This window comes from Pseudomonas sp. LBUM1644 (genome assembly GCF_059716195.1).
Window position 1 is genome coordinate 1185528 of record NZ_CP166812.1, and the last position, 25030, is coordinate 1210557.

Below are 25030 nucleotides of genomic sequence, written 5' to 3' on the forward strand. Positions count from 1 at the left end.
CAATCCTGGCCCAAGTAGCACTCAGGTGACCGCACATGAATGACTTACAGCTCGACGACTTCAAGACCGACGAAAACGCCGCCATGGTGTTGTTGGTCGACGATCAGGCAATGATCGGCGAGGCGGTGCGCCGCGGGTTGTCGAACGAAGAAAATATCGACTTCCACTTCTGTGCGGACCCGCACCAGGCCGTTGCCCAGGCGATCCGCATCAAGCCGACGGTGATTCTGCAGGACCTGGTCATGCCGGGCCTTGATGGCTTGAGCCTGGTGCGCGAATACCGCAACCATCCGGCCACCAAAGACATCCCGATCATCGTCCTGTCAACCAAGGAAGACGCGCTGATCAAAAGCGCGGCATTCGCGGCCGGGGCCAACGATTACTTGGTCAAGTTGCCCGATAACATCGAACTGGTGGCGCGCATCCGCTATCACTCGCGTTCCTATATGACCCTGTTGCAGCGTGACGCGGCTTATCGAGCACTGCGAGTCAGTCAGCAGCAGTTGCTCGACACCAACCTCGTGCTGCAACGGTTGATGAACTCCGATGGCCTGACCGGGCTGTCGAATCGTCGCCACTTCGACGAATACCTGGAACTGGAGTGGCGTCGCTCGTTGCGTGACCAGAGCCAACTGTCGTTGCTGATGATTGATGTGGACTATTTCAAGACCTACAACGACAGCTTCGGGCACCTGGAAGGTGATGAAGCGCTGCGCAAAGTCGCGGCAGCCATCCGCGACGCCAGTGCCCGGCCGTCGGACCTGCCAGCCCGTTACGGCGGTGAAGAATTTGCGCTGGTCTTGCCCAATACCTCACCGGGCGGCGCACGGCTGGTGGCGGAAAAACTGCGACAGACCGTGGCGGCATTGAAGATTCCGCATAATTCGCCGACCGAGGGTTCAAGCCTGACCATCAGCATCGGCCTGTCGACCCTGACCCCGCAGCCGGGCAGCGATTGCCGGCAATTGATCCTGGCGGCGGACAAGGGCCTGTACCTGGCGAAGAACAATGGGCGTAACCAGGTAGGAATCGAGTAACACGCCCCCTGTAGGAGCTGCCGAAGGCTGCGATCTTTTGATCTTTTAGTGTCGCGCCGAATAAAGATCAAAAGATCGCAGCCTTCGGCAGCTCCTACAAAGGGCGGTTCGCGGTGTCCGGGTAAAAACCATTCGCCCCTAAAGCCGCCAGGCGGGCTGCCGTGACAGCCTGATTACGGTATACTCGCCGGCTTTCAAAAGTTCGCCAACGAGTGCTGCCCGCCATGGAAATCAACCCGATCCTTAACAGTATCAAGGACCTGTCCGAGCGCTCCGAAACTATTCGGGGGTATCTTTGACTACGATCAAAAGCATGAGCGTCTGACTGAAGTCAATCGCGAGCTTGAAGATCCGGCTGTCTGGAACAACCCGTCGTACGCTCAGGAACTGGGCCGCGAGCGTTCGCTGCTGGCGCAGATCGTCGAAACCCTCGACGAAATGCACTCCGGCCTGGCCGATGCCAAAGACCTGCTGCTGATGTCTGCAGAGGAAGAAGACCAGGCCGCCGTCGATGACGTCGCTGCCGAAGTCGAGCGTCTGCGCGAATCCCTCGAGAAACTCGAATTCCGTCGCATGTTCAGCGGTGAAATGGACGCCAACAATGCCTACCTGGACATCCAGGCCGGCTCCGGCGGTACCGAAGCCCAGGATTGGGCCAACATCCTGCTGCGCATGTACCTGCGCTGGGCTGACAAACGCGGTTTCGACGCGACCATCATGGAGCTGTCGGCCGGTGAAGTCGCCGGTATCAAAGGCGCCACCGTGCACATCAAGGGCGAATACGCCTTTGGCTGGTTGCGGACCGAGATCGGCGTGCACCGTCTGGTGCGCAAGAGCCCGTTCGACTCCGGCAACCGTCGCCACACCTCGTTCTCGGCCGTGTTCGTGTCGCCGGAAATCGATGACAACATCGAAATCGACATCAACCCGTCGGACCTGCGCATTGATACCTACCGCTCCTCCGGTGCCGGTGGTCAGCACGTAAACACCACCGACTCGGCGGTACGTATCACCCACGTTCCGACCAACACCGTGGTCAGTTGCCAGAACGAACGCTCCCAGCACGCCAACAAAGACACCGCGATGAAAATGTTGCGGGCGCGCTTGTACGAGCAGGAAGTGCAGAAACGCAACGCTGCCTCGCAAGCACTGGAAGACACCAAGTCGGACATCGGCTGGGGTCACCAGATCCGCTCGTACGTACTCGATGCGTCGCGAATCAAGGATTTGCGCACTAACATCGAACGCAGCGACTGCGACAAGGTGCTCGACGGCGACATCGACGAATACCTGGTAGCCAGCTTGAAACAAGGGCTTTAATGCACGCCCTACAGGATCATCGCGATCCTGTAGGAGCGAGGCTTGCCCGCGAACCCCGGCGAATGCCGGGGGCAACGAACCCGTGATGGAATTTTTAAAGACATGAGCGACCTAGAACTCGACCCGCAATCCCTGCAACAGGAAGAAAACTCCCTGATCGCCCTGCGCAAGGAAAAGCTTGCTGCCGAGCGCGCCAAGGGCAATGCCTTCCCGAACGACTTCCGTCGCGATAACTACTGCGAAGACTTGCAGAAACAGTACGCGGACAAGACCAAGGAAGAGCTCGCAGAGGCTGCAATCCCGGTCAAGGTTGCCGGTCGTCTCATGCTCAACCGTGGCTCGTTCATGGTGATCCAGGACATGTCCGGGCGCATCCAGGTTTACGTCAACCGTAAAACCCTGTCCGAAGAAACCCTGGCCGCGGTCAAGACCTGGGACCTGGGCGACATCATCGCCGCTGAAGGCACCCTGGCGCGTTCCGGCAAGGGCGACCTGTACGTCGAAATGACCAATGTGCGCTTGCTGACCAAATCCCTGCGTCCACTGCCGGACAAGCACCACGGCCTGTCCGACACCGAGCAGCGTTACCGCCAGCGTTACGTCGACCTGATCGTCAACGAAGACGTGCGCCAGACCTTCCGCGTTCGTTCGCAAGTGATTGCGCACATCCGCAGCTTCCTGATGCAGCGTGACTTCCTGGAAGTCGAAACGCCGATGCTGCAAACCATTCCGGGTGGCGCGGCGGCCAAGCCGTTCGAAACGCACCACAACGCGCTGGACATGGAAATGTTCCTGCGCATCGCGCCTGAGTTGTACCTCAAGCGCCTCGTTGTCGGCGGTTTCGAGAAAGTGTTCGAGATCAACCGCAACTTCCGTAACGAAGGCGTTTCGACTCGTCACAACCCTGAATTCACCATGTTGGAGTTCTACCAGGCGTACGCCGACTACGAAGACAACATGGACCTGACCGAAGAACTGTTCCGCGAACTGGCGCAGCTGGTCCTGGGCAGCACCGACGTGCCGTACGGCGACAAGGTGTTCCACTTCGGCGAACCGTTCGTGCGCCTGTCGGTATTCGACTCGATCCTCAAGTACAACCCTGAACTGACCGCAGACGACCTGACCGACATCGACAAGGCCCGCGCCATCGCCAAGAAAGCCGGGGCCAAGGTGCTGGGCTTCGAAGGCCTGGGCAAATTGCAGGTGATGATTTTCGAAGAGCTGGTCGAGCACAAACTGGAACAGCCGCACTTCATTACCCAGTACCCGTTCGAAGTGTCGCCGCTGGCCCGTCGTAACGACGAGAACCCGAACGTCACTGACCGTTTCGAACTGTTCATCGGCGGCCGTGAAATCGCCAACGCCTATTCCGAGTTGAACGACGCGGAAGACCAGGCCGAGCGTTTCATGGCGCAGGTGGCTGACAAGGACGCCGGTGACGATGAAGCCATGCACTACGATGCTGACTTCGTTCGCGCGCTGGAATATGGCATGCCGCCAACGGCCGGTGAAGGTATCGGCATCGACCGCCTGGTGATGCTGCTGACCAACTCACCGTCGATCCGCGACGTGATCCTGTTTCCGCACATGCGGCCGCAAGCGTAAGTGTTTTGATTAAAAAGCCGCCGACTCAGGCGGCTTTTTATTGCCTGTCTGGTACAAACGTATCAATTTGTTGCTTTCAGTTGAGAGGAAAGACCTGTCGTGAATCGTGCAATTGCTCAAGAAGGTGCAGCGGGCATCGCCACTGCGGTCGCTGAAAGTGTTCAGTACCAGGGCCGCAAGGCCAGCCGACAGGGCAGTGAGCAGCGTCGCCAGGACATACTCGATGCGGCGATGCGCATCGTCGTGCGCGATGGCGTGCGGGCCGTGCGTCACCGTGCAGTGGCCGCCGAGGCCAATGTGCCGCTGTCGGCCACCACCTACTACTTCAAGGACATCGATGACTTGCTCACCGATACCTTCGCCCAATATGTGGAGCGCAGCGCGGCGTTCATGGCCAAGTTGTGGGTGAACAACGAAGGGTTGCTGCGTGAAATGGTGGTCAGCGGCGACGGCAGTCCCGAGTCTCGCTCGCAACTGGCCGACGATATTGCGCGCTTGATGGCGGACTATGTTCACCGCCAGTTGATCAACCGGCGCGAACACTTGATGGCCGAACAGGCGTTCCGCCAGGAAGCGCTGCTCAACCCGCGCCTGGCGCTGTTGGTGCGTTCCCATCAGCAGATTCTGCTACAGGGTACGTGCCAGCTTTTCGAGGTGTTGGGTTCCCGTGAGCCACAACAGGATGCCAAAGTGTTGACGGCGATTATCGGACGGATGGAATATCAGGGCCTGCTCAATAACGCCGAGCCAGTCGCCGAAGCTGAAATGCTCGGCATCCTGACTCGCTACATGCAACTGGTATTGGCGTCGGTGTGACTCAATCCCCTGTAGGAGCTGCCGAAGGCTGCGATCTTTTGATCTTGATCTTGTTGTTACCTATGTAAAGCAAGATCAAAAGATCGCAGCCTTCGGCAGCTCCTGCAAAAGCGCTGCGTAATCTTCAAGGGAGTGTTGAATGAAAGCCTGGCGTGTCGCTGTGATCGCCTTGTCGTTCCTGCTGCTCAGTGGCTGTCTGGTGACCTTCAAGGAGCCTCTGCCCGGCAGCGACCCCGCGCCCAAAGGATTGCTCGGCAAGTGGACCAGCACCAACGCCTGGGGCGAACCGATGAACCTTGAGCTGACGCGCCTGGGCAATAATCGCTATCAGGCTGTCAGTTATTTCAAGGCCAAACCCAAAGAGCGTGAAGCCTACCCGTTCACGGTATCGCACCATGGCGATCGCTGGTACCTGTCGGCGAAAGTGCCGGCGCAGTTTGGCGGGCATTTCACCATCGCCGGTTTCGAACTCACCGAGAAGCATGAACTGGTGGTCTACAACCTCGACCTTGAGCAGATTACCCAGGCCCTGGGGCAGAACGTTCTCAGTGGCGAAGGTTTCCAGACCAGCGACGGCGACGGCGTGCTGATCAATACCCGCATGGACCAAGTGTTCACCTACCTCGACGATCCGGCCAATTCCGATGTATTCGTCGAAGCGGTGCGCTACCAGCGCTTGGCCAAGGCCAAATAACCCAGCACATAACGGTTTTTCTACAGGAGTTTCGGGTGGACGATTACCAGCAGACGATACGCATTTTGTCCGATCGCATTGTGCTGGCGCAGACGCCGATTCGCGTCCTCGATGCAGTCAAGTGGGACGACAACATTCGCAAGGGATTCCTCAAGGCCAAGGGCAAGGAAATGCCGGCGGTGGACCGCGATTACTACCTGAATCGGCCGCTTTCCTTCGACTCCAGCAAGGTCAAGCTGGAGTTCCAGAACATCGAGCGTGACATCACCCGTCAGCTTGGTCAGTTCAATCCGGTCGGCCAGATCATGCGCCGCATGTGCAAGGAATACCGGATGGTGGTGCGTATGCTCGAAGCGCGCGGCACCGAAGATTTCGGCCTGATCTCCCAAGAGTTGTACGGCGCGGCGTCCGATGCGTTCCACGCCGGCGACCCGACCCTGTCCGACCTCGGCCTGATGCTCTCCGATTACCTGAACAACATCGATGGCCGGGGTGACCTGAAGGACGAGCCGAAGATCCTCACCGCCAAGGACGCCGTGAATTTATTGCAAACCCGGTTGAGCAAGGTGTTCGGCGAAGCCGAGGAAACCATTCGGGTGTTCGAGTCCGACGGCATCGTCGCCGATGCGGCGGCCGGCGCCGATTACATCAAGATCCGCACTGACGCGATGTTCAACGAACGTGATGTGCGTGCGCTGGAAGTCCACGAAGGGCTGGTGCATGTCGGCACCACGCTCAACGGGCTGAACCAACCCATCTGCACCTTCCTCTCCAAAGGCCCGCCATCGTCGACGGTGACTCAGGAAGGCCTGGCGATCCTGATGGAAATCATCACCTTCGCGTCCTACCCGAGTCGCCTGCGCAAACTGACGAACCGCACACGCGCCATTCACATGGTGGAGGAGGGTGCCGACTTCCTGCAGGTGTTCGAGTTCTTCCGCGAGCAGGGTTTCGAAATGCCGGAAAGTTACGGCAACGCCAGTCGGGTTTTCCGTGGCTCGGTGCCCAATGGCCTGCCATTTACCAAAGACTTGTCCTACCTCAAGGGCTTTATCATGGTTTACAACTACATTCAGTTGGCCGTGCGTAAAGGCAAGCTTGAGCAGATCCCGCTGCTGTTTTGCGGCAAGACCACGCTGGAAGACATGCGGACCCTGCGTCAGTTGGTGGATGAAGGCCTGGTGGTCCCGCCCAAGTACCTGCCGGAGCAGTTCCGCGATATGAACGCGTTGTCGGCGTGGATGTGCTTCTCCAACTTCCTGAATCACCTGAGCCTGGACCGTATCGAAGCGGATTATTCCAATATCCTGTGAACAACGAGTTCCCCTGTGGGAGCGGGCTTGCTCGCGAATGCGGTCTGACATTCAACATCGCTGTTGGCTGATACACCGCTTTCGCGAGCAAGCCCGCTCCCACATTTGGTCCGTATTCCACACTCTATTTTCGCGAGGTTTCAACGGATGAGAATCCTCGGCATCGTCTGCCTTCTCCTGACCCTCGGCGGTTGCAGCTCCCTGCTGTTCTACCCCGAACCCGGCCAACTGTTCACCCCGGAAAAAGCCAAGCTCGACTATCGCGACGTCACCCTGACCACGGCTGATGGCATCAGGCTGCACGGCTGGTGGTTGCCGGCGAAAAAAGGAGTCGAGGTCAAGGGCACGGTGCTGCACCTGCACGGTAACGGCGGCAACTTGCCGATGCACCTTGGCGGGAGTTGGTGGTTGCCGGAGGAAGGCTATCAAGTGCTGCTGATTGACTATCGCGGCTACGGTTTGTCCGAGGGCGAGCCGAGTCTGCCGGCGATCTATCAGGACATCGATGCCGCGTTCCAATGGCTCGACCAGGCCCCCGAGGTCAAGGGCAAGCCGCTGATCCTGCTGGGACAGAGCCTTGGCGGTTCCATGGCCGTTCACTACCTCGTTCAACATCCCGAGCGGCAAAGACAGCTCAAGGCATTCGTGCTGGACGGTGTGCCCGCCAGTTACCGAAGTGTCGGCCGCTACGCGCTGAGTAATTCATGGTTGTTCTGGACGTTTCAGGTGCCGCTGTCCTGGCTGGTGCCGGATGGCGACAGTGCGATCAACTCGATGGCGCAGCTCAACGGCGTACCGAAACTGATCTACCACAGCATCGACGATCCGATCGTGCCTCTTTCCAATGGCATCCGTCTGTATCAAGCTGCGCCGCCGCCGAGGGTGCTGCAACTGACCCGTGGCGGCCATGTGCAGACATTCGCCGACCCGGTCTGGCGCAAAGTCATGCTGCGCTATCTCGATGACCCGCAACATTTCAACGGCCTGCGCCGACTGGGAGAAATCCCGAATTATCCGCCAGCCCCGAATTCAGAAGCTGAACCACCAGAGAGCCCGCAATGAGTGAAGAACGTAACGCCATCCCGCTGATCATCACCGGTATTTGCAGCATCCTCGGCACTGTCGGGTGCCTGTGGTACTACGGCTACCTGCATTTTGCGAAGCCTGAGGATGCGTTGTTGCTCAGCGACTTCACCATGCTCAAAACCGTACCGGGCGAAGATTACAAGGTCTCTCTGGAACCCGCTGCACAAGTGGCCCAATGCATTGATGGCGTACTGGTGCTGTTCGACACCGAACAAAAAGGCCTGAGCGGCGTGTTGATCAACGGCCAGAAAAAAGCCGTGCGCTGCATGGGGCAGGAAACGCCGCAGAAGCTGCAACCGTAACGCGTCCGAAAAAATCGCAGCCTGCGGCAGCTCCTACACCGATCTCCTGTAGGAGCTGCCGCAGGCTGCGATCTTTTGATCTTGAAAACGAAAGCCCCGCCTGATCACTCAGGCGGGGCTTTTGCTTTTTTCTGCTTAGTTCGAGCTTACCGCCGACCGCGGGATCACCGGCTGGTTGTCGTTGGAAATGGTCACTTCCACCCGACGGTTCATCGCCCGACCCGAGACGCTGGCGTTCTCCGCGACCGGGTATTCCTTGCCGTAACCCTGCGCAACAACGCGCGCCGGATCAACGCCCATTTTCACCAGTGCCGCACGTACGGAATCGGCACGACGCTCGGACAGCGACTGGTTGTGGCTGGCGGTGCCGGTGCTGTCGGTGTAACCCTCGACGATCACTTTGCGATCAGGGTTTTCCGAGAGAAACTGCGCCAGTTTGTTGATGTTCACCAGACCGCTGGACTTCAAGTCAGCCCTGTCGGTCGCGAACAGCACATCACCGAACGTTACCAGCGTGCCACGATCGGTTTGCTTGGCGTTCAGGCTGTCCTGCAATTGCTTGATCTGCGCATCGCGCGCATCCAGACGGGCCTGGGCACGTTGCGCCGATGCGTTTTTCAGATTGGCTTCAGCCGTGCGCAGGGCGATCGTCTGCTTGGCCACTTCAACACGCTGATTGGTCAGGTAAGCCAGTTGATCGACCTTGGATTGATCTTCTTTGTCCAGGTACGCCTTGTCGGCCTTGTCCAGGTAATCGCTGGCGTCTTTGGTTTCCAGTGCCGCGACTTTGCTGGCTTGTGGGTTGGCCTGCAGGCCGGAGTAGTTGGTGCGGGCTTGTTCCAGGTTCGCATTAGGCGGCGTCGAGCACGCAGCCAGTGCAACGCTAGCGGCCAGCAGGGCAGGGATCATCAAGTGCTTATGCATGTTGGTTTCGTCCTTTTAGTCGAGTAAGAATTGCGTCGTGTCGCGCCGTTTATTGCACGGTGCGCTGGCTTTCCTGACGCAGCTCCTGAACCCCTTTCTGAGAGTCCTTCACAGCCTGTTCGGCTTTCAACGCCTGGGCCTTGCGCTCAGCCACACGGGCGTCCCATTCGGCCTGTTCGGCCAGGGTTTTGGCTTCGTCATATTTTTTGTCGTGCATGGCGATTTCGGCTTGCTTGAGTTTGTCCTGCGCGGATTTCATTTCCACGGCCGCAAACTCTGTGCCACCGGCGCTGACCGCGCCATTCACAGCGGATTGGGTCACGGCGAATTGCTCGGTCGGCGGGTTGCCGGCACAACCGGCCAGAACGAAGCTACTGCCGATCGCCAGTGCCGCCAGTTTCAGGCTGCGCAGTTGATTGAACGAGGATTTGCCAGTTCGGGTCTTCATGGTTTTCAACTCCATTGGGATAACTCCTGAAAAACTTAAAATCCATCCTGGGCAAGGAGCCGCAACCTTCATTTCCGGGGTGTTTTGAAACGGCCGTCCCAGGCGTGGTTAATGGGTGTGACCCGAGGCGTTTTTTAAAAGTTCAGAGAAGATGGCCTGTCGCCCGAAAAAACTTTGACCGAGTGGACAAGGCTCTAAAACGGGAACTTTGGCGATATGCGGGGCTATTCCCGACGTGTTTCGGGTCAGGAACGCACCGTTACTGAAGGGATTTGCACGTCAATGTGGGAGCGAGCCTGCTCGCGAAGAGGTCGTATCAGTTGAAACAAATGTTGATTGACACACCGCTTTCGCGAGCAGGCTCGCTCCCACAGGATCGCATGGGTTCACTCAGTGTTTTTGTTTGTCGTTACCGGCCGATAAGTCGTGCAAATGACGCCGTGACAACGCGAGGAAACGGGGCGTTGGACCGACGTCTTCGTACAGCGGATCGCCTTCTTCGTCGGTGGCTACGACGGTCGATCCTTTCACGTATGGAAAACTTTTTTCGAGTTCCTCCAGGGCGGCACCAATGAGCTCGCCGAGCAGTTCTTCAGGTTGGCGTTTCGGGTACATCTCGGTAATCGCCGCCAGCCGTGCGGCGGCCTCCATGTCCAGATGAATCGTGTAGCCGGTCTCGGTCAGGCGACCTTTGGCGTTTTCTTCCCAATGCTGGGCAAGCTCGCGGATTTTCATAAAAACCTCATTACGCTCCTGCTCGTGGCAGGCAGTCTTGGTGTCCGGCGATGGCCGGCGGCAGCCGTTGTACGGCTTACTCTTCAGACTAGCTTCTGCGCCCAAGGTTTAAAGTCCCTTCGTCGTCTGGTCGGGGTATCGGGTGTGTATCCGTTTCTTCGGTCATGGCGGCTATTGGTTTCGCCCTTACGGCGAGTCACTTGGAGAAGCGCCAAGTAACCAAGCGCTCTTGCCCCTTTCGTTCGGTGCCTCGCCTAGGCTCGGCATGCCCTCGCTCCGGTCCTGCTCCGTGGGCCTCTCGAGGGGGCGGTGCGTCCAGATCAAAAGCAGGCGAGCTAACGCTCGGCCTTGAGTGGTGAAAAGCAAAAGCCGTACGCCGATGTTTGATCGTTCCACTCTGCGTGGAAACGATCACATCCAGATCAAAAGATCGCAGCCTGCGGCAGCTCCTACAGTGGAATGCGATCCCTGTAGGAGCTGCCGGAGGCTGCGATCTTTTGATCTTGATCTGTTGCCCCTTTCCCAGAGGCCGAACGCAGGCGTTGCGCAGGGGGCACCGCGGCAAGGATGCCGCGGTAGCCGCCCCCGGCCATGGATGGCCGATAGCGGCGGGCCCCCGGAGCAATGCCGGAGTGAGGGCATGCCGAGCCCTAGCGAGGCACCGAATGGAGGGGCAAAGCCTTTTGGATCCTTTTCGGCGTTTGGAAAAGGGACTCGCTGTAAGAGCGAAACCGCCAGCAGCCGCTACCAAAGAAACGGATATGTACTCCCACCCCAATCCCAAAACTTCCTCAGGCAAACAGCATTCCCATCGCCATCCGCTTGTAAGAACCGTTCTACAGCGGCACTCTCTAGCAACAAAGCACACCCGGATTTTTCGCTGGAGACCTGCTGATGACCGATATTGATGCACGCTTGCGCGAGGACGTTCACCTGTTGGGTGAACTGTTGGGCAACACCATTCGTGAACAGTACGGGGACGGCTTTCTCGACAAGATCGAGCAGATCCGCAAGGGCGCCAAGGCCGACCGTCGCGGTTCGATGGACGCTGAACTGAGCGCCAGCCTCAACCAGTTGAGCGAAGACGAGTTGCTGCCAGTGGCGCGAGCGTTCAACCAGTTTCTCAACCTGGCCAATATCGCCGAGCAATATCAGCTGATACACCGCCGCGATGAATCGCAGCCGGCGCCGTTCGAGTCCCGGGTGTTGCCTGAACTGCTTGCCCGCCTCGGTGCTGAAGGCCATAGCGCCGAATCCCTGGCCCGGCAATTGGGGCGGCTGGAAATCGAGCTGGTGTTGACGGCTCACCCGACGGAAGTCGCTCGCCGCACACTGATCCAGAAATACGACGCCATCGCCGCGCAACTCGCCGCCCAGGACCATCGCGACCTGACAAACGCCGAGCGCGAGCAGATTCAGGTAAAGCTCCAGCGCCTGATCGCCGAAGCCTGGCACACCGAAGAAATCCGCCGCACGCGCCCGACGCCAGTCGATGAAGCCAAATGGGGTTTCGCGGTGATCGAGCATTCGCTGTGGCACGCGATTCCCAACTATTTGCGCAAGGCTGATAAAGCCCTGCATGACGCCACCGGCCTGCACCTTGCGCTGGAGGCGGCGCCGATTCGCTTTGCCTCGTGGATGGGCGGCGACCGGGATGGCAACCCCAACGTGACGGCGGCCGTGACCCGCGAAGTGTTGCTGCTGGCGCGCTGGATGGCCGCCGACTTGTACGTGCGTGATGTCGATCACCTCGCTGCCGAGTTGTCGATGCAGCAGGCCAGCGACGCGCTCAAGGCCAAGGCCGGGGACAGCGCAGAACCTTATCGCGCCGTGCTTAAACAGCTGCGCGAACGCCTGCGCGCCACGCGTAACTGGGCGCATGCCGCCTTGACTTCGGCCACGCCGGCAACCGCCGACGTGCTGCAAAACAACCGTGACCTGCTTGACCCGTTGGAGCTGTGCTACCAGTCGCTGCATGAGTGCGGGATGGGCGTGATTGCTGACGGTCCGTTGCTCGATTGCCTGCGTCGGGCGGTGACGTTCGGGTTGTTCCTGGTGCGCCTCGATGTGCGCCAGGACTCGTCGCGCCACACCGCCGCCATGACTGAAATCACCGATTACCTCGGCGTTGGTCGCTACGAGGACTGGAGTGAGGAAGAGCGCATCGCCTTCCTGATGCGTGAGCTGAACAACCGTCGACCGCTGCTGCCGGCGTATTTCAAACCCTCCGCCGACACCGCCGAAGTGCTGGCGACCTGCCGGGAAATCGCTGCGGCGCCGGGCGCTTCGCTCGGTTCGTATGTGATCTCCATGGCCGGTGCTGCTTCCGATGTCCTCGCCGTGCAATTGCTGCTCAAAGAGGCCGGGGTATTGCGGCCGATGCGTGTGGTGCCGCTGTTCGAAACCCTCGCCGACCTCGATAACGCCGGCCCGGTGATCGAAAAGCTGTTGCTGTTGCCGGGTTATCGCGCGCGTCTGCAAGGGCCGCAGGAAGTGATGATCGGCTACTCCGACTCGGCCAAGGACGCCGGTACCACGGCCGCCGCCTGGGCACAGTATCGGGCGCAGGAACGTTTGGTCGATATTTGTCGCGAACAACAAGTGGAGTTGCTGTTGTTCCACGGTCGCGGTGGCACCGTGGGGCGTGGTGGCGGTCCTGCGCACGCGGCCATTCTGTCGCAGCCGCCGGGTTCGGTGGCGGGCCGTTTCCGCACCACCGAACAGGGGGAAATGATTCGATTCAAATTCGGCCTGCCAGACATCGCCGAACAAAACCTCAATCTGTACCTGGCGGCGGTGCTGGAAGCGACTTTGCTGCCGCCACCACCACCGGAGCCTGCGTGGCGCCATTTGATGGACGAATTGGCGGCTGACGGTGTCAGCGCTTACCGCGCCGTGGTGCGGGAAAATCCGCAGTTCGTCGAGTATTTCCGTCAGTCCACGCCGGAACAGGAATTGGGACGCCTGCCGCTGGGCAGCCGCCCGGCCAAACGCCGCGCCGGCGGGATCGAAAGCCTGCGGGCGATCCCGTGGATCTTCGGCTGGACCCAGACGCGCCTGATGCTGCCCGCCTGGCTCGGCTGGGAAGCGGCATTGAGCAAGGCCCTGGAGCGCGGCGAGGGCGAGTTGCTGGGGCAGATGCGCGAGCAGTGGCCGTTCTTCCGCACCCGTATCGATATGCTGGAAATGGTGCTGGCCAAGGCCGATGCCGATATCGCCCGGTCCTACGATGAACGCTTGGTTGAGTCAGATTTGTTACCTTTGGGCGCGCATTTACGCGACCTATTGTCGCAGGCGTGTGCGGTGGTCCTTGGGCTGACTGGTCAGTCGCAGCTACTGGCACATAGCCCTGACACCCTTGAGTTCATCCGCTTGCGCAACACTTACCTCGACCCGCTTCATCTATTGCAGGCCGAACTGTTGGCCCGTTCGCGGCAACAGGAAGTGGCACAAGGCAGCCCGGTAGAACAGGCGTTGCTGGTGTCTGTGGCGGGGATTGCCGCCGGTTTGCGTAATACCGGCTAAGGTTTTCGTCGTGGGGGCAGGCACCCGGCGCGTGCGTCGAGTGCCTCGGGGCGAGGGGCTGAAAAGTGCCGTCAGGCGACAGTTAATGATGGGGTTGCGACTTGGGGTACCTCATCCCAAGGTCATGCGAGGCGCGGGTTTCTCCGACTTTCGGCGGCTTGTGTGGTCCGGGCCTGCTGTGTATCTTGATCAGCCTTTGGCCGTTTGGGCGGCCACGACCCTATTTTTGAGATTGGCCCCACGAGGCGAATCTGACGTTATCTATATAAAAAATTGAGGAGCACATCGATGCGCGTCATTCTGCTGGGAGCTCCCGGGGCCGGTAAAGGTACTCAGGCTAAGTTCATCACCGAGAAGTTCGGCATTCCGCAAATCTCCACTGGCGACATGCTGCGTGCAGCGGTCAAGGCCGGCACCGAGCTGGGCCTGATCGCCAAGAGCGTCATGGACAGCGGCGGTCTGGTCTCCGACGACCTGATCATTAACCTGGTCAAGGAACGCATCAGCCAGGCCGATTGCGCCAACGGTTTCCTGTTCGATGGTTTCCCGCGCACCATTCCCCAGGCTGAAGCCCTGGTGAAGGCCGGCGTCGAGCTGGATCACGTGGTCGAAATCGACGTCAAGGACGAAGACATCGTCCAGCGTATCGCCGGTCGTCGTGTGCACGAAGCCTCCGGTCGCGTGTACCACACCGTCTACAACCCGCCGAAAATTGCCGGTAAAGACGACATCACCGGTGAAGAGCTGGTGCAGCGCAAAGACGACACGGAAGAAACCGTGCGTCATCGCCTGTCGGTCTACCATGCCCAGACCGAGCCACTGGTGAAGTTTTACCAGGAGCTGTCCACCGCTCAAGGCAAACCGAAGTACAGCCATATCGAAGGTGTTGGTTCGGTTGAAGCGATCACCGGCAAGGTGCTTGAAGCGCTGAACTGAAAACCGCTTGATCTTCTACGGCCCGCTTGCGGGCCGTAGTTGTTTATACTGGCGCACTTTCTCTGAACTCTCTTGTGGATACATCGATGAGCACCTTGCTGGCCCTGGACACCGCGACTGAAGCTTGCTCCGTTGCCTTGCTGCATGACGGTAAAGTCACGAGCCATTACGAGGTGATCCCGCGTTTGCATGCGCAAAAGCTGCTGCCGATGATTCAGCAATTGCTGGCTGACGCCGGCACCACCCTGCAAGCGGTCGACGCCATTGCGTTCGGTCGCGGGCCGGGCGCTTTCACCGGCGTGCGGATCGCCGTTGGCGTGGTGCAAGGTTTGGCATTCGCGCTGGATCGGCCGGTACTGCCGGTATCGAACCTGGCGGTGCTGGCGCAGCGCGCCTATCGCGAACATGGCGTGAGCCAGGTCGCTGCCGCCATCGATGCGCGGATGGACGAGGTGTATTGGGGGTGCTACCGCGAAACGGCGGGGGAGATGCGACTGGTCGGCAAAGAGGCGGTGTTGCCGCCGGAAGTGGCAGCACTCCCGGCCGAGGCCAGTGGTGAATGGTTCGGCGCGGGCACCGGTTGGGGCTACGCCGAACGTATTGCCGTCGACCTCGTGGGGCAGGATGCGGGCATGTTGCCCCACGCCGAGGACTTGCTGACCCTGGCGCGATTTGCCTGGGCGCGTGGCGAGGCGATTGTGGCGGATGAGGCGCAGCCGGTTTATTTGCGCGACAAGGTCGCGACACCCAAGGCGCGTTAATCGGCGATACCGAGTTGCCCCATTCGCGGGCAAGCCTCGCTCCTACGGGCCTGAGCCGATTGCAAAATTTGTGAACGGTACGAGCCCTGTAGGAGCGAGGCTTGCCCGCGAAGGCGATCCAAAGGATGTAACCAATCGTCGTTTTATACCCCCGTTTTTAAACCTTTTTCAATTTCTGTGTTCTAGTTATCACCAAGCGGTTTGCGAAGTCGGCTGTGCGCCACTAAACTGCCATCATTGATACCGGACATGTACTCATGCGTATAGACGGCGTTTCCTCTCAGTCCTACCCCATCAAGCGCAAGCCCCGCAAAGGGCCTGTGGCGGATGATGACTTCGTCGATATCGACGGTGAGCTGGAAATTCCCTCCGAAGAGCAGATGGCCGCCCGGGCTGCCAAGGCTTCGGCGCAACGCCTGGCTAATCTTCCAGCTCGTCAACAAGACATGCTTTACCACCGCGCCATGAGCAAAAGCGTCGCCATGGCACTCGCCAGTTACCTGAGCACCGCGGGTTTTGTCGATTGGGATGCCGACGTAGTGGGCCTTGACCTGTACATCTGATGGTGTTGCCTTACTACCTCGGCTGTCCGTCATGGAGTGAAAACGCCTGGCGCGATTACCTCTATCCGCAAGACGCCAAGCCCGCCGAATTTCTGCATCTCTATTCCCAAGTGTTCAACGCCGTAGAAGGCAACACGACCTTCTACGCGAGCCCGGCTGCCACCACGGTGCAGCGTTGGGCCGAAACCATGCCCGAACACTTTCGCTTCACCGCCAAGTTCCCCGGCGATATCAGCCACAGCGGGGACCTGCGCGAACAACTGACCGCTGTCGATACCTTCCTGCAATTGCTCAGTCCCTTGGGCGATCGCGTTTCGCCCCTCTGGCTGCAACTGTCAAAGAGCTTCACGCCGCAACGCTTGCAAGAGCTGGCGGGTTTTATCGACGCGGTGGACAGACCTCTGGCAATCGAAGTGCGGCACGACGATTTCTTCGCCAAGGGTGATGCCGAGCGCAGGCTCAATCGCCTGCTGCTGGATCGCGGCGTCGAACGTATCTGCCTCGATCCGCGTGCGCTGTTCAGCTGCACCTCGACCGACCCTTCGGTGCTCCACGCACAATCCAAGAAACCCAGGGTCCCGCCCCGTCCGGCGGCGTTCACGCAGTTCCCGCAAGTGCGCTTCATTGGTCATCCGCAACTCGAAGCCAACGACCCATTCCTGGAGTCCTGGGTCGAAAAAATCGCCCTGTGGATCGAAGAGGGCCGCACGCCTTACATTTTCCTGCATACCGCCGACAACCTGCTGGCCGCCAAACTGGCGCAACGTTTTCACGCAAAACTGATGCTGCGTTTACCTGGCTTGCCGCTGCTGCCTGAGCTATACAGAGAACCCGCAGCGGAGCAACTTGGCTTGCTCTGAAGCGGATTCGTTCCCCTTTTCAGGAGCCTGCCAATGGATGCGCAAACCCTTCGAGCCCAGGCGTTCAAAGCACTGCATGAACGCGACGGTGCTTTTGTCATTCCCAACCCGTGGGACGCCGGCTCGGCGAAAATGCTCGCCAGCCTGGGTTTCGAGGCGCTGGCGACGACCAGTGCCGGTTATGCTTTTTCTAACGCCCGTCCCGATGGCGGACTGACCCTGGACGATACCCTGGCGAACGTACGGGCGATTGTCGCGGCCACCGATCTGCCGGTCGCGGTCGACCTGGAAAACGGTTTTGCCGACGATCCTGCCGAATGCGCCCAAAGTATCCTGCGAGCCGCCGCCGCAGGTGCCGTCGGCGGTTCGATCGAAGACGCCACGGGGCACGAGGGTGCTCCTATCTACTGCTTCGAACATGCCGTAGCGCGCATCGAAGCCTGCGTCGCCGCCGCCCGCAGTTTGCCGTTCCCGTTCATGCTGACGGCACGGGCCGAGAATTTTCTGCATGGCAATCCCGATCTGGCCGATACCATTCGCCGCTTGCAGGCCTTTGCCGAAGCAGGCGCCGACGTGCTGTATGCGCCGGGCCTGCGCAGCGCTGAAGATGTACTGGCGGTGGTGCGCGCGGTAGCGCCCAAACCGGTCAATGTGTTGATGTCCGGCGGGCTCAAGCTGACGGTCGAGCAACTGAGCGAGATGGGCGTGAAACGGATCAGTGTGGGGTCGGCGCTCGCATTGGCGGCGTATGGCGAGTTCTACCGCGCCGCCGAAGAGATCCGTAAGTCAGGCACATTCGGGTTCACCTCGCGGTCGATGCCGTATCAACAGGCCAACCAGTTTTTCAAAGGCTGACGATGCGGTTTCGGTGGGGCCTATTGCTGATGGTGTTGGTCATTGGCGGGGCGACGTTGAGCGTCTGGCGCGGCTGGATCACGCTGCCGCCGCAGTGGAACCCCTGGGCACCGCTGGATGTGAAGGCTGAACCGAATTTCCTGACACGCTACAAACTGATGAGACTGCGCGACGATCCGCACCTGTGTGAACTGGCGTTGAGCAGTTCCGGTTTGCGCGTGACCCATCAGGCCGACAGCCCGGATGCGACATGCCCGTTGACCAACACATGGCGCGTGCAAGGCGGCGAGATAGCCCTGAGCAGCAGCTTCCTCGCCAGCTGTCGCCTGGCGGTATCGTTTGCCCTGTTCGAACATCACGCGCTGCAACCCGCGGCACAGGCGTTCTATGGGCAAGCGGTGACACGCGTCGACCACCTCGGCAGCTTCGCCTGCCGCAATATCAACAACCGTGAAAACGGCAGGCGAAGCCAGCATGCCAGCGCCAATGCACTGGACATCGCCGGTTTTCGATTGGCTGATGGCCGATCGATCAGCGTGCTCAAGGATTGGCCGAAGGATAACCAGGACGCGCAGTTTTTAAGACGGGTCCGCGATGGCGCCTGTGAGCTGTTCAGTGTGGTCTTGAGCCCGGACTACAACGCCGCCCATCGCAATCATTTTCATGTGGATGTCGGGCCGTGGTGGCTGTGTCGCTGAGGATTCAGGCCGCGATGCGCAGGTTTTGCAGGACGATCGGGCGAGCCCAGCCGTTATCGAAATCGAGTTGTTTCTGTTGCTCCACCAGTTCTTCAGGCGAGAAGGGCGGGAAAGGCTTGTCCAGCAAATGGAGTTCGAACTCGGCGATCGGCAGGTGCAACGGACGCGGCTGTGGCGCCGGGCCAGCTTCTGGAACAGGTTGACCGGCGGCCAACACGATGGGGCGAACCCAGCCGCTGTCGAAGTTCTGATGTTGCTGCTGGGCGACGATTTCCTCAGCCGGGAACGGTGGGAAGGGTTTGTCGGCCAGGTCCATTTCGAACTCGGCAATCGGCAGGAACAGCGGCTCGGGAGGGCGAACCTGGGTTTCCTTCACGTCACATTCACGCTGGGAAACAATGTGCGCCAGCAGGTCGCTACCCACCGTCGGTTCCACCGGGCTGTCGAGATCGACCGGTGGGAAATTCAGCGAAGCGGGCACCCCATCGCCCGACTGCTCGGCCAGCGCACGGGCAAAGAAATCCTGCCAGATGTGACTGACGCCGCTCAGTGCCTGGGTATTTCGCAGGTTGTAATCGCCGTAGGGCGAGATAAAACCTGTGATTGTGGGTTGAATGTCTGACATTTCTCTCGGTCGGCGCTGAGGTCTGGCAAAATGCTCGATAGTTTGGTTATCGGCCGTTTTTGCCGATCATTAATTTTTTTGAGCGTGTTTTCCCATGATTGAGCAACCTGCGGCCTGCCGCATCCATGTCGAGGCTGCAACCCCGGCGTTTCAGCCACAAGCCGAGCAATGGGCCGCGCGCCTGGGTTTGCCCATGCAGGTGGTGGATGGCGAGTTTGCCTTGCAGGTCGGCGAGCAGGGTTTGCAGTTGCAACAGCTGGGTGCTGACGCGCCGGGGCCGGTTCGGGTGGACTTCGTTGAAGGCGGCGCGGCGCATCGGCGTTTGTTCGGTGGCGGCACGGGCCAGATGATCGCCAAGGCTGTTGGCATCGCGCAGGGCGTGCGTCCGCGTGTTCTGGATGCCACGGCGGGGCTGGGCAAGGATGCGTTCGTGCTGGCGAGCCTGGGCTGCGAGATGAGCCTGATCGAGCGTCAACCGTTGATTGGTGCGTTGCTTGAGGACGGTCTGGCGCGTGGCGCGGAAGATTTCGACGTGGCGCCCATCGTGGCGCGCATGCGTTTGCTCAAGGGCAACTCGATAGAGGTGATGCGCAATTGGGAAGGCGAGCCACCGCAGGTCATCTACCTGGACCCGATGTTTCCGCATCGTGAGAAAACGGCGTTGGTGAAGAAGGAAATGCGCCTGTTCCGGCCGTTGGTGGGCGATGACCCGGATGCGCCGGCACTGCTTGCGGCGGCACTGGCACTGGCCAGCCATCGGGTGGTCGTCAAGCGGCCGCGAAAGGCGCCGTGTATCGAGGGGCCGAAGCCGAGTCATGCGCTGGACGGGAAATCCAGCCGCTACGATATTTATCCGAAGAAAGCGTTGAAGCCCTGATACCGAGTCGCGCCCTTCGCGGGCAAGCCCGCTCCCACAGGGGGAATGCATTTCAAATGTGGGAGCGGGCTTGCTCGTGAAGAGGCCAGAACAGGCAATCGAAACCTGTCAGGCTGACGCTGGCCGATAAGCCCGCATAAACAACCCCACCACTTCCCGCACATGTTCCTCGGCCGCATCCCCGGTCAACGGCTCACCACACCCATAAAGCAACCGAAAATTCCCCGCGCCCTTGAGCAGGCAGAAAAAATGCTCGGCCGCATTGCGCGGTTTATCGATGCTCAGCGCACCACTCTGGTCAACCTTGGTCAACAACCGCTCCATGCCATGCAGCATGCGTTCCGGCCCGGCCTCGAAGAAGATCTGCGACAGTCTCGGGTCCTGGCTGCCCAGCGTCATCATCAGGCGATGCAGGTTGACCGATTCGTCGCTGTTGATCAGATGATGAAAACCATGCGCGATGTTCAACAGCACCGTTTCTACTGCAATGCCGTCGGGCAATTCGAAAAACAGTGTAGGCAACTGCTCTTCGCACTTGGCGACCACGGCGGCGGTGAACAACGTCTCCTTGTCGTTGAAATGGCTGTAGACGGTCAACTTCGACACACCGGCCTCGGCCGCCACGGCGTCCATGCTGGTGCTCGCATAACCATTGCTCAGAAACAGAATTTTCGCCGCATCGAGGATGGCCTGGCGCTTGGCCAGATCCTTGGGGCGGCCCGGGCCGTTGGGTGCTGAAAGATTGTTCGCCATATTCGCTTTTAATACTGGACTGGTGAGTTTGCTATTAATAACATACTGGTCAGTATAATTATTCCAAGCACCATTAGCGAAAGGTCCTTCACCATGTTCCGCTATGCCTTGCCCCTCGCATTGCCAGTCTGCCTGGTGTTTTTATTATCTGCGTGCGGTCACGAAGAGGCGCCTCAAGTCACCATTCGTCCGGCCATGGTGGTACAGCCAGAGCCTTCGGCGCAGGCGATGGAAAGTTATCCCGGTGAAGTCCGGGCTCGCTACGAGCCCGACCTGGCCTTTCGTATTGGCGGCAAAGTCAGCCGACGACTGGTCGAGGAAGGGCAGCGCGTCAAGGCAGACCAACCCTTGGCGGAACTCGATCCACAAGACGTGCGCCTGCAACTGGAAGCCACTCGCGCCCAGGTGGCCGCGGCCGAGGCCAATTTGAACCTGGTACGTGCCGAGCGTGACCGTTACAAAACGCTGATGGACCGTCAGATGGTCAGCCGTTCGCAGTACGACAATTCCGAAAACCTTTACCGATCCGGTGAAGCGCGCCTCAAACAAATCAAAGCTGAATTCAACGTATCGACCAATCAGGCCAGCTACGCGGTGTTGCGTGCACCCCAGGACGGCGTGGTAGCTAAACGCGCGGTCGAAGTCGGGCAGGTCGTTGCCGCCGGGCAAACCGTGTTTACCCTCGCCACCGATGGCGAGCGCGAAGTGTTGATCAGTTTGCCGGAGCAGAGCTTTGGCCGATTCAAGGTCGGCCAGCCGGTGGCAGTGGAGCTCTGGACCCAGCCCGATCAGCGCTTCACTGGGCGCATCCGCGAGTTGTCACCAGCGGCCGATCCAAAGTCCCGCACCTTCGCCGCCCGTATCGCGTTCACCGCCGGTAAAGTCCCGGCCGAGCTTGGCCAAAGCGCCCGGGTGTTCATCCAGACCGCAGAAACAGTGGCGCTGTCGGTGCCTTTATCTGCCGTCACCGCAGAAAACGGAGCGACCTATGTCTGGGTGCTTGGCGCCAACAACACCTTGAAGAAAGCCCCGGTCCGGGTCGGTCCGTTCGGCGAAAAAACCGTGCCGGTGCTGGAAGGCCTGAACGCCAGCGATTGGGTGGTGGCGGCCGGTGTCCATGTGCTTCATGACGGGCAGCAAGTGCGCCCGGTGGATCGCTCCAACCGCGTGGTCAATCTGGCGGACAAGGAGTAATCCCCGATGGGTTTCAATCTTTCCGAATGGGCGTTGCGTAACCGCCAGATCGTCCTGTTCCTGATGCTGTTGCTGGCCATCGTTGGCGCACTGTCCTACACCAAGCTCGGCCAAAGCGAAGACCCACCGTTCACCTTCAAGGCCATGGTGATCCGCACTAACTGGCCGGGGGCGACGGCACAGGAGGTCTCGCGCCAGGTCACTGAACGCATCGAAAAGAAGTTGATGGAGACCGGCGAGTACGAACGCATTGTGTCGTTCTCTCGTCCGGGGGAATCGCAAGTCACTTTCGTGGCGCGCGACTCCATGCACTCGACGCAGATTCCCGAGCTTTGGTATCAGGTTCGCAAGAAGATCAGCGACATCCGTCAGACCCTGCCACCGGGTATCCAGGGGCCGTTCTTCAACGATGAATTCGGCACCACCTTCGGCAATATCTACGCGCTGACCGGCGACGGTTTTGATTACGCGGTGCTCAAGGACTACGCCGACCGCATCCAGATCCAGCTGCAACGGGTCAAGGATGTGGGCAAGGTCGACCTGCTCGGGTTGCAGGACGAGAAGATCTGGATCGAACTCTCCAACGTCAAGCTCGCCACCCTCGGTTTGCCGTTGGCGGCGGTGCAACAGGCGCTGGAAGAGCAGAACGCGGTGTCCACGGCCGGGTTCTTCGAAACCAGCAGCGAGCGATTGCAGCTACGGGTTTCGGGGAATTTTCAGACGGTCGAAGAGATCAAGAACTTCCCGATCCGCGTCGGTGATCGTACGTTCCGTATCTCCGATGTCGCGAACGTCCGGCGCGGTTTCAATGATCCCCCCGCGCCACGCATGCGATTCATGGCGGAAGATGCCATCGGCCTGGCCGTGGCCATGAAGGACGGTGGCGACATTCTGGTGCTGGGCAAGGCGCTGGAAGTCGAGTTTGATCGCATCCAGAAAAACCTTCCGGCCGGCATGCAGTTGCGCAAAGTCTCTGATCAACCCGCCGCCGTGAAAACCAGCGTCGGCGAATTCGTTCAGGTGCTGGTGGAAGCGCTGGCGATTGTGTTGCTGGTGAGCTTTTTCTCCCTCGGTGTGCGGACCGGCATGGTGGTGGCGCTGGCCATTCCGCTGGTGTTGGCGATGACCTTCGCCTGCATGTATTACCTCGGCATTGGCCTGCACAAGATTTCCCTCGGTGCGCTGGTGTTGGCGCTGGGGTTGCTGGTGGACGACGCGATCATCGCCGTGGAAATGATGGCGATCAAAATGGAGCAGGGCTTCGACCGGATAAAGGCGGCCAGTTACGCCTGGACCAGCACCGCGTTCCCGATGCTCACGGGCACATTGATTACCGCTGCGGGGTTCCTGCCGATTGCCACCGCACAATCCGGCACGGGCGAATACACCCGTTCGATCTTCCAGGTGGTGACCATCGCGCTGTTGGCATCGTGGGTTGCTGCCGTGGTTTTTGTGCCCTATCTGGGGGAAAAACTCCTGCCGGACCTGGCGAAAATTCATGCAGCCAAACATGGCAGTGGCCACGGTCAGCCTGACCCTTACGGCACGCCGTTTTATCAGCGGGTCAGGCGCTTGGTGGAGTGGTGTGTGCGGCGGCGCAAAACCGTGATTGTCCTGACCGTTTTGATGTTCATCGGCTCGGTGGTGCTGTTCCGTTTTGTGCCACAGCAATTCTTCCCGGCGTCGGGTCGACTTGAATTGATGGTGGATCTGAAACTGGCCGAAGGTGCGTCGCTGAGCAACACCGCCGATGAGGTTAAACGCCTTGAGGCCTTGTTGAAGGATCATGCCGGGATCGACAACTACGTGGCCTATGTCGGCACTGGTTCACCGCGTTTTTACCTGCCACTGGATCAGCAACTGCCGGCGGCCAGCTTCGCCCAGTTTGTCGTGCTCGCCAAGACCATCGAGGAGCGCGAAACCCTGCGCACCTGGCTGATCGAAACCCTCAACGAACAATTCCCTGCCCTGCGCTCGCGTGTGACGCGCCTTGAAAACGGTCCGCCGGTTGGCTATCCGGTGCAGTTCCGGGTGACCGGTGAGCACATCGAAGAAGTTCGCGCCCTGGCCCGTAAAGTAGCCGCCAAGGTTCGCGAGAACCCGCACGTGGTAAACGTCCATCTGGACTGGGAAGAACCGAGCAAAGTCGTGTACCTGAACATCGATCAGGACCGCGCCCGGGCGCTGGGTGTGAGCACCGCAAACCTGTCGAAGTTTTTGCAAAGCTCACTGACCGGTTCCAGCGTCAGCCAGTACCGCGAAGACAACGAGTTGATCGAGATCCTGTTGCGCGGCACCTTGCATGAGCGTACCGAACTGTCGTTGCTGCCAAGCCTGGCTGTGCCGACCGACAACGGGCGCAGCGTGGCGCTGTCGCAGATCGCAACCCTGGAGTACGGCTTTGAAGAAGGCATCATCTGGCACCGCAACCGCTTGCCGAACGTGACCATCCGCGCCGATATCTATGGCAAGGAACAACCCGCGACGTTGGTGCAGCAAATCATGCCGACGCTCGATCAGGTCCGCGCAGAACTGCCGGACGGCTACTTGCTGGAAGTCGGCGGCACCGTGGAAGACTCGGCCCGTGGGCAGAATTCGGTGAAGGCGGGTGTGCCGCTGTTTATCGTGGTGGTGTTGACGTTGCTGATGCTGCAATTGCGCAGTTTCTCGCGCACGGCGATGGTGTTTCTGACGGCGCCGTTGGGGTTGATCGGGGTGACGTTATTTTTGATTGTGTTCCGCCAACCGTTCGGTTTTGTCGCGATGCTGGGGACGATCGCATTGTCAGGGATGATCATGCGTAACTCGGTGATTCTGGTGGATCAGATTGAGCAGGATATTGCTGCCGGATTGAAGCCATGGCAGGCGATTATCGAGGCCACGGTGCGGCGGTTCCGGCCGATTGTGCTCACCGCGCTCGCCGCTGTCCTGGCGATGATTCCCCTGTCACGCAGTGTGTTCTTCGGGCCGATGGCCGTGGCGATCATGGGCGGGCTGATTGTGGCGACGGCATTGACGCTTTTGTTTTTGCCTGCGTTGTACGCGGCCTGGTTCCGCATCAAAAAAGAACCCGCCTGACCCCCTGTAGGAGCTGCCGCAGGCA

The 25030-nt window shown here is 59.7% G+C and carries 23 protein-coding genes; 18 read left to right on the forward strand and 5 right to left on the reverse strand.

What is annotated here, in order from left to right:
* The first annotated feature begins 35 nt into the window (after positions 1-35).
* The 8 genes from ACA052_RS05395 to ACA052_RS05430 all read left to right on the forward strand — a co-directional run bounded on the left by ACA052_RS05395 (position 36) and on the right by ACA052_RS05430 (position 8173).
* Entirely contained in the window at positions 36-1037 is a 1002-nt protein-coding gene (locus tag ACA052_RS05395; protein ID WP_497648724.1) for a diguanylate cyclase domain-containing protein, read from the forward strand.
* Between the two features lie 224 nt (positions 1038-1261).
* Positions 1262-2357, forward strand: a protein-coding gene (prfB, locus tag ACA052_RS05400) for a peptide chain release factor 2 (protein ID WP_102593528.1) whose coding sequence is annotated in 2 segments (ribosomal slippage) — positions 1262-1333 and positions 1335-2357 — 1095 coding nt in all. Because the reading frame shifts where the segments join, the coding sequence is not laid out codon by codon here.
* Positions 2358-2459: 102 nt separating this feature from the next.
* Entirely contained in the window at positions 2460-3962 is a 1503-nt protein-coding gene (gene lysS, locus ACA052_RS05405) for a lysine--tRNA ligase (RefSeq protein WP_497648725.1), read from the forward strand.
* A 99-nt stretch (positions 3963-4061) separates the two neighbouring features.
* Complete coding sequence (locus ACA052_RS05410; RefSeq protein WP_497648726.1) at positions 4062-4778, forward strand: TetR/AcrR family transcriptional regulator; 717 nt, start codon at positions 4062-4064, stop codon at positions 4776-4778.
* 139 nt (positions 4779-4917) lie between these two features.
* Positions 4918-5472, forward strand: coding sequence for a hypothetical protein (locus ACA052_RS05415; RefSeq protein ID WP_497648727.1), 555 nt, complete (start codon positions 4918-4920; stop codon positions 5470-5472).
* A 35-nt stretch (positions 5473-5507) separates the two neighbouring features.
* Entirely contained in the window at positions 5508-6785 is a 1278-nt protein-coding gene (locus tag ACA052_RS05420; RefSeq protein ID WP_497648728.1) for a flavohemoglobin expression-modulating QEGLA motif protein, read from the forward strand.
* 147 nt (positions 6786-6932) lie between these two features.
* Positions 6933-7847: an alpha/beta hydrolase gene (locus ACA052_RS05425; protein WP_497648729.1), complete on the forward strand. Its 915-nt coding sequence runs from the start codon at positions 6933-6935 to the stop codon at positions 7845-7847.
* A complete protein-coding gene (locus ACA052_RS05430; RefSeq protein WP_497648730.1) occupies positions 7844-8173 on the forward strand; it encodes a PA3694 family proteiin in 330 nt (109 codons plus the stop codon). Before ACA052_RS05425 ends, ACA052_RS05430 begins: the two co-directional genes overlap by 4 nt.
* A 135-nt stretch (positions 8174-8308) precedes the next feature.
* Here ACA052_RS05430 and lptF read toward each other — a convergent pair whose 3' ends face one another.
* The 3 genes from lptF to ACA052_RS05445 all read right to left on the reverse strand — a co-directional run bounded on the left by lptF (position 8309) and on the right by ACA052_RS05445 (position 10280).
* The gene (gene lptF / locus ACA052_RS05435) at positions 8309-9097 is read right to left on the reverse strand and encodes a lipotoxin F family OmpA-related lipoprotein LptF (protein ID WP_497648731.1); all 789 of its coding nucleotides are present in this window, start codon (positions 9095-9097) and stop codon (positions 8309-8311) included.
* A 49-nt stretch (positions 9098-9146) separates the two neighbouring features.
* Positions 9147-9560, reverse strand: coding sequence for a DUF4398 domain-containing protein (locus ACA052_RS05440; RefSeq protein WP_497648732.1), 414 nt, complete (start codon positions 9558-9560; stop codon positions 9147-9149).
* A 375-nt stretch (positions 9561-9935) separates the two neighbouring features.
* Positions 9936-10280, reverse strand: coding sequence for a pilin assembly protein (locus tag ACA052_RS05445; RefSeq protein ID WP_497648733.1), 345 nt, complete (start codon positions 10278-10280; stop codon positions 9936-9938).
* An 894-nt stretch (positions 10281-11174) separates the two neighbouring features.
* Between ACA052_RS05445 and ppc the strand changes: the two genes are divergently transcribed.
* The 7 genes from ppc (at position 11175) to ACA052_RS05480 (ending at position 18478) form a co-directional block, all read left to right on the forward strand.
* Positions 11175-13805 carry a phosphoenolpyruvate carboxylase gene (gene ppc, locus ACA052_RS05450; RefSeq protein WP_497648734.1) on the forward strand — a complete coding sequence of 877 codons (2631 nt, stop codon included), beginning with the start codon at positions 11175-11177 and terminating at the stop codon, positions 13803-13805.
* A 288-nt stretch (positions 13806-14093) separates the two neighbouring features.
* Positions 14094-14741, forward strand: a complete 648-nt coding sequence (gene adk / locus ACA052_RS05455) for an adenylate kinase (RefSeq protein WP_497648735.1) — start codon at positions 14094-14096, stop codon at positions 14739-14741.
* Positions 14742-14827: 86 nt separating this feature from the next.
* A complete protein-coding gene (tsaB, locus tag ACA052_RS05460) occupies positions 14828-15502 on the forward strand; it encodes a tRNA (adenosine(37)-N6)-threonylcarbamoyltransferase complex dimerization subunit type 1 TsaB (RefSeq protein ID WP_497648736.1) in 675 nt (224 codons plus the stop codon).
* A 257-nt stretch (positions 15503-15759) separates the two neighbouring features.
* Positions 15760-16065 (forward strand): hypothetical protein, encoded by a 306-nt coding sequence (locus ACA052_RS05465; RefSeq protein ID WP_497648737.1) that lies wholly within the window; start codon positions 15760-15762, stop codon positions 16063-16065.
* A complete protein-coding gene (locus tag ACA052_RS05470; protein ID WP_497648738.1) occupies positions 16065-16925 on the forward strand; it encodes a DUF72 domain-containing protein in 861 nt (286 codons plus the stop codon). Before ACA052_RS05465 ends, ACA052_RS05470 begins: the two co-directional genes overlap by 1 nt.
* A 33-nt stretch (positions 16926-16958) precedes the next feature.
* Positions 16959-17780 (forward strand): isocitrate lyase/PEP mutase family protein, encoded by an 822-nt coding sequence (locus ACA052_RS05475; RefSeq protein ID WP_497648739.1) that lies wholly within the window; start codon positions 16959-16961, stop codon positions 17778-17780.
* Positions 17781-17782: 2 nt separating this feature from the next.
* Complete coding sequence (locus tag ACA052_RS05480) at positions 17783-18478, forward strand: extensin-like domain-containing protein (protein ID WP_497648740.1); 696 nt, start codon at positions 17783-17785, stop codon at positions 18476-18478.
* A 4-nt stretch (positions 18479-18482) separates the two neighbouring features.
* Here ACA052_RS05480 and ACA052_RS05485 read toward each other — a convergent pair whose 3' ends face one another.
* Positions 18483-19103, reverse strand: coding sequence for an energy transducer TonB (locus ACA052_RS05485; RefSeq protein ID WP_497648741.1), 621 nt, complete (start codon positions 19101-19103; stop codon positions 18483-18485).
* A gap of 94 nt (positions 19104-19197) precedes the next feature.
* Between ACA052_RS05485 and ACA052_RS05490 the strand changes: the two genes are divergently transcribed.
* Positions 19198-19980, forward strand: coding sequence for a class I SAM-dependent methyltransferase (locus ACA052_RS05490; RefSeq protein WP_497648742.1), 783 nt, complete (start codon positions 19198-19200; stop codon positions 19978-19980).
* A 108-nt stretch (positions 19981-20088) separates the two neighbouring features.
* On the opposite strand, the gene ACA052_RS05495 is transcribed toward ACA052_RS05490, so the two are convergent.
* Positions 20089-20733 (reverse strand): TetR/AcrR family transcriptional regulator, encoded by a 645-nt coding sequence (locus ACA052_RS05495; protein WP_497648743.1) that lies wholly within the window; start codon positions 20731-20733, stop codon positions 20089-20091.
* Between the two features lie 93 nt (positions 20734-20826).
* Between ACA052_RS05495 and ACA052_RS05500 the strand changes: the two genes are divergently transcribed.
* Together ACA052_RS05500 and ACA052_RS05505 are read left to right on the forward strand one after the other, a co-directional pair.
* Complete coding sequence (locus ACA052_RS05500; protein WP_497648744.1) at positions 20827-21927, forward strand: efflux RND transporter periplasmic adaptor subunit; 1101 nt, start codon at positions 20827-20829, stop codon at positions 21925-21927.
* Between the two features lie 6 nt (positions 21928-21933).
* Positions 21934-25005, forward strand: coding sequence for an efflux RND transporter permease subunit (locus ACA052_RS05505; RefSeq protein WP_497648745.1), 3072 nt, complete (start codon positions 21934-21936; stop codon positions 25003-25005).
* Positions 25006-25030 lie beyond the last annotated feature (25 nt).